We start from the raw sequence: 4,241 nt of genomic DNA, 5'->3' as shown, positions 1-4,241 counted from the left end.
GGCAGCATCTCCTCCTTCGGCTTTCGCGGGCGCCGGCGCGCGGGGTTTCGAGCCTACTCCTCCATGCGACCGCCAACCTGATCGACAACGCCATCAAGCATGGGAGCCCAGGAGGCCAGATCGTCGTCGCCACGGGAATCGACGGTGCGGCCAGCCGTCTCACCATTGGCGACCGAGGGCCAGGGATCGCACCGGATGCGCGGGAACGGGCCGTGCAGCGCTTCAGCCGCCTGGACGAGAGCCGCTCCACGCCCGGCAGCGGCCTTGGACTATCCCTCGTGGCGACCGTCGCGCGGGTCCATCGCGGCCAGCTCGTGCTGGCGGACAATCAGCCCGGGCTCAGGGCGGAGCTACGCTTGCCGCTGAGCCCGGACCGGGATCTGCGCCCCGCCCGCGCGCCTAAGGAGGTCACCGGTGAGACCGGCCGTGTGACCGGAACGGAAGGATGAAGCGCGCGCCCCAGCCGCCATAGGTGCGGTTGGGCGCGTATCCATAGGCGTCGTATGGACGGGTGGGACCAACCGCGGAATCGTAGCTGTGACGGGCGCCGTAATCATAGCGAGCGCCGCCGTCGTAAGCACGGTCGTCCTGGTACGTTCTCGCGGCGCCGTAAGGGTTTGCGCGCCAGGCGCTGGTGGATGGCGCATAAGGCGCGCCGGGATGGCCGTATGGCTGCGCTGAGGCGGCCGAGGCGATCATGAGGCCGGTCGTCGCAGCGGCGGCGGCAAGAAGGCGTTGCATCGGATGCTCCTTGGATTGGCCGACGCAAGGTCGGCGAACAGGAGCGTTGTCGCCTACGCGGATGTCGTGGACCGCAAGCGGACGTGACATCGCGTTTAGGCGATTACGCGCGCGCTGAGGGTTCGGCCGGACCCGGCGCGTAACCCCATTAGCAGTGCTGACAGGGGAATCCTGTGGTCCGCCAGAAGACGAGACCCGATCGCGCGAGCGGGCGCCGGCGCGGCCCGCTTTTTTGGACGGCGGCGCTCCTCGTCGCCGCCGTTATTGTCGGACTGACCGCCTATGAAGTCGTCGGAACCAGCACGCCCAAGGCCGATGACCGGATCTGGATCTCCGACCCACATCGTGATTTTCACGGGTCCGCACCCGCGCCGCGGCGCTGATGGGCGGCGCCGAGGTCCTCGACGTGGCGCGCGACGCCATCTGGCTGACGGTGCAGATCTCAGCGCCGGTATTGATCGTCGGCCTGGTCGTCGGGGTCGCGATCGGTCTTTTGCAGGCCCTGACACAGATCCAGGAGCAAACGCTCGTCTACGCCCCGAAGATCGTGGCGATCTTCATCGCGCTCTTGATCTTCCTGCCGATGATGGCCGCCCTGATGAAGAACTTCATGGAGCACATCGCGCAGCGGATCGCCGCGATGTAGCGACAAGGGGCGGCGGCGGACCTCACGACATTAAACCAAATTCATGTTCGAGACAGGCGCCGCCCACAGCGACCATCTCAATCTCAGCGGATCTCTTAGGGAAGGCAAGAAAATGCAGGTGATGGGGTGGGATCTACGGCATCCGAGGACGCATCTCGGAATCGCTGTCGTGCTGGGCGCGGCTGGATTGCTCGCGGCGGTGGCCATCGGCGTGACGATCGGCCTGGGGCTTTACAACATCGGCGCCGACGCGCCTCACACGCCACCGGTCTACAAGGTGCTGGAAACCCTGCGCGACCGCTCGATCAGCGTGCGTGCGAGGGACGTCAAGGCGCCGGCGAACTTGAACGACCCCAAGCGGATCGCGAGCGGCGCGGGGCTCTATACCGAGATGTGCAGCGGCTGCCATCTGGCGCCCGGCCTGGAAAAGACAGAGATGAGCCAGGGCCTCTATCCGCAGGCGCCTGAACTCTGGCGGCACGCCGACCTCACGGCCGGCGAGCAGTTCTGGGCGATCAAGCACGGTATCAAGATGACCGCCATGCCGGCCTGGGGGCGCACGCACAGCGACGAGCTGATCTGGGACATGGTGGCGTTCGTCCGCCAGCTTCCGAAGATGTCGCCGGCGCAATACCAGGCGGCGATCAAAAGCGCTCCGGCCGACCACGACGAGATGATGAAGGAAGGCGGCGGGATGGCGGGCATGGCCATGCCGGGCATGACGCCGCCGCCCAAGGAATCGGACGGTCATACCGGCCATGACGACTGAAGCGCGCATGCGGGAGACTCCACAGCCGAGCCATAACGTCGACCTGGAGTTCCCAATAGACGACGTCTTCGACTGTCTGATCCTTGGCGGGGGTCCAGCCGGCCTTGCGGCGGCGCTCTATCTGCGGCGATTTCGGCGAACGGTCCTGATCGCCGACGCCGGACAGAGCCGTGCGGCGCTGATTCCACGTAGTCATAACGTCCCCGGTTTCGCCGGGGGCATCCGCGGGCTGGACCTGCTCGCTCAGCTGCGCGAGCAGTTGGCGCTCTTCGGGCCGGTGGACTGGGCGGGGCCCGTGGCGCGGCTGGACTGCATGGGCGAAGCCCTTTGGCGCGCGGCCTTAGCGGATCGGACGGTGCTGGGCCGAACCGTCCTGTTCGCCAGCGGCGTGCTGGACCGTCGGCCGCCGATTCCCGAACCCGAGCAGGCGATCCGCGACGGGCTGCTGCGATTTTGCCCTATCTGCGACGGCTTTGAAGCCATGCTGGACAGGATCGCCGTGATCGGCATGGACGATCACGCCGCAAGCGAGGCGCTGTTCCTCCGCGCGTACAGCCCCAGCGTGAGCCTGTTGACGCTGGGCTACAACCATACGGTCTCACGAGCCAGCCGTGAGGCGCTGGAGGGCGCGGGCGTCCCGTTGATCGTGGTGCAGCCGGATGGCTTTAAGGTCCAGGACAATCGGTTGCACGCCTTGCGGATCGACGGATCAGAGCTCGAGCCCTTCGAAGTGGTTTACGGCGCCTTGGGCGTCGAGCCACAATCCGGCCTCGCCGAGACGATCGGGGTCGTCACTGACGGGTCCGGGTGTATCCTCGTCGATGAGCACCAGCGCACCTTCTTGCCGGGCGTCTATGCGGCCGGAGACGTGGTGCGGGGGCTCGACCAAATCAGCGTCGCGGTCGGCGAGGCGGCGATCGCCGCGACCGCGATCCACAATAGCCTGCCGCCTGTGCGGGTCGTCCATGACTGAAGCGCGCCCAGAGCGGTGTCGCCAAGGAGGCGCGGTGTCAATGGTCACGGTCTACCACTTCGCCTGCCCTGCGGGCGGCGCGCCCACTTCCGCCAATCGGTTGGCGACCCGTGAGGCGATCGAAGCCCTGCCTGGCGCAGAGCGCCTCCCTTGCACCGGGATCGCCGTTCGCGCCACGGCCGTCGAGAACGGATTTCTCAGCGCCGACTATGATTGGACCGAAGGCGACGGCCAGCCCGCCTCCGATCCAAAGCTGGGTCAATAGGTCGTCCTCGCCCGGTCGCGGATTGAACAGGGGTCCGGATGCTCGGGGGGCGCCAGGTTCCCGCCGCACCTCGCCCGCCACAGCCCACCGCTTGCAGCCCCTGGCGGCCGTCACCAGCCATGGTGGCGGTCGACATGGTGGCGAGGGTGCTGGCCGCCATAGGTGTAGCCGGAGTGTCCGGCCGGACCGTGGCCGTAACTGGGCGCAACACTAGGCCCGTACCAGACGCGCGTCCCATGTGGGTAGACGTAGACCCGAGGGCCCGGCGTTCGATACGGCGAATAGTAGCCCGAGTAACCGACGTCGCCGCGATAAGCGGGCAGATAGTCGCTTCGCGGGTAGCTGCTATAGCCATATTCCACCCATCTGCCCGCCGGGCCTCGCGGCATCCGGTCGTGCGCGACCGCGACCGCGGGGAGCGCGACGGCCGCGCAAAGCAGGATCATCCTCAAACAGCGGATCATGGCGCGCCTCCTGTCGTCACCACAGGTCGCCCCGTCGAACGAGCGGCCTGCGTGGCGAGAACGCGGAGGAAGATGGGACGCGACCAAGGCGGGTCGCGCCCCCTTCCCTGCGTGCGTCGCTGGCGGGGGATCGGGCCAGCGCTGCCACCAGAGCCGATCGGGGGCCCTAATCTGGATACGCGCGAGGTGGGCTGCAGCCCTCAAGCGCGCCGAGCGCTGCGCGAGCTGGGGTCGGCAGATTGATCAGTAGCTGAGCCGCAGCGACAGCCGCACCGCGCGGGGCGAGCCTGGGGTGATGTTCGAATTGCTGTTGGCGGCGGCGTAGTAACCCTTGTCGAAGACGTTCTCGACGTTGAGCTGCGCCGACACCTGATCGGAGACCT

General features: G+C 67.3%; 7 protein-coding genes. 5 read left to right on the top strand and 2 right to left on the bottom strand.

What is annotated here, in order from left to right; translation table 11 throughout:
• Positions 1-449: HAMP domain-containing sensor histidine kinase (locus AX690_RS09320; RefSeq protein WP_197426821.1), on the top strand; the 449-nt coding region annotated here is incomplete at its 5' end.
• Here the strand turns inward: AX690_RS09320 and AX690_RS22815 are convergent.
• A complete protein-coding gene (locus AX690_RS22815) occupies positions 409-741 on the bottom strand; it encodes a hypothetical protein (RefSeq protein ID WP_156449611.1) in 333 nt (110 codons plus the stop codon). The two genes, AX690_RS09320 and AX690_RS22815, sit on opposite strands and share 41 nt — an antisense overlap.
• A 379-nt stretch (positions 742-1,120) precedes the next feature.
• Between AX690_RS22815 and fliQ the strand changes: the two genes are divergently transcribed.
• The 4 genes from fliQ to AX690_RS09300 all read left to right on the top strand — a co-directional run bounded on the left by fliQ (position 1,121) and on the right by AX690_RS09300 (position 3,394).
• Complete coding sequence (fliQ, locus tag AX690_RS09315) at positions 1,121-1,387, top strand: flagellar biosynthesis protein FliQ (RefSeq protein WP_197426822.1); 267 nt, start codon at positions 1,121-1,123, stop codon at positions 1,385-1,387.
• 169 nt (positions 1,388-1,556) lie between these two features.
• A complete protein-coding gene (locus AX690_RS09310; protein ID WP_066680757.1) occupies positions 1,557-2,156 on the top strand; it encodes a cytochrome c in 600 nt (199 codons plus the stop codon).
• Complete coding sequence (locus AX690_RS09305; protein WP_082769584.1) at positions 2,146-3,129, top strand: NAD(P)/FAD-dependent oxidoreductase; 984 nt, start codon at positions 2,146-2,148, stop codon at positions 3,127-3,129. Before AX690_RS09310 ends, AX690_RS09305 begins: the two co-directional genes overlap by 11 nt.
• A gap of 40 nt (positions 3,130-3,169) precedes the next feature.
• Complete coding sequence (locus tag AX690_RS09300; RefSeq protein WP_066680759.1) at positions 3,170-3,394, top strand: hypothetical protein; 225 nt, start codon at positions 3,170-3,172, stop codon at positions 3,392-3,394.
• Positions 3,395-3,504: 110 nt separating this feature from the next.
• On the opposite strand, the gene AX690_RS22810 is transcribed toward AX690_RS09300, so the two are convergent.
• Complete coding sequence (locus tag AX690_RS22810; RefSeq protein WP_156449610.1) at positions 3,505-3,858, bottom strand: hypothetical protein; 354 nt, start codon at positions 3,856-3,858, stop codon at positions 3,505-3,507.
• Positions 3,859-4,241: the final 383 nt, after the last annotated feature.

The organism is Caulobacter sp. CCH9-E1, assembly GCF_001556515.1.
Lineage (GTDB): Bacteria > Pseudomonadota > Alphaproteobacteria > Caulobacterales > Caulobacteraceae > Caulobacter.
This window is presented reverse-complemented; position numbering and strand designations above follow the sequence as displayed.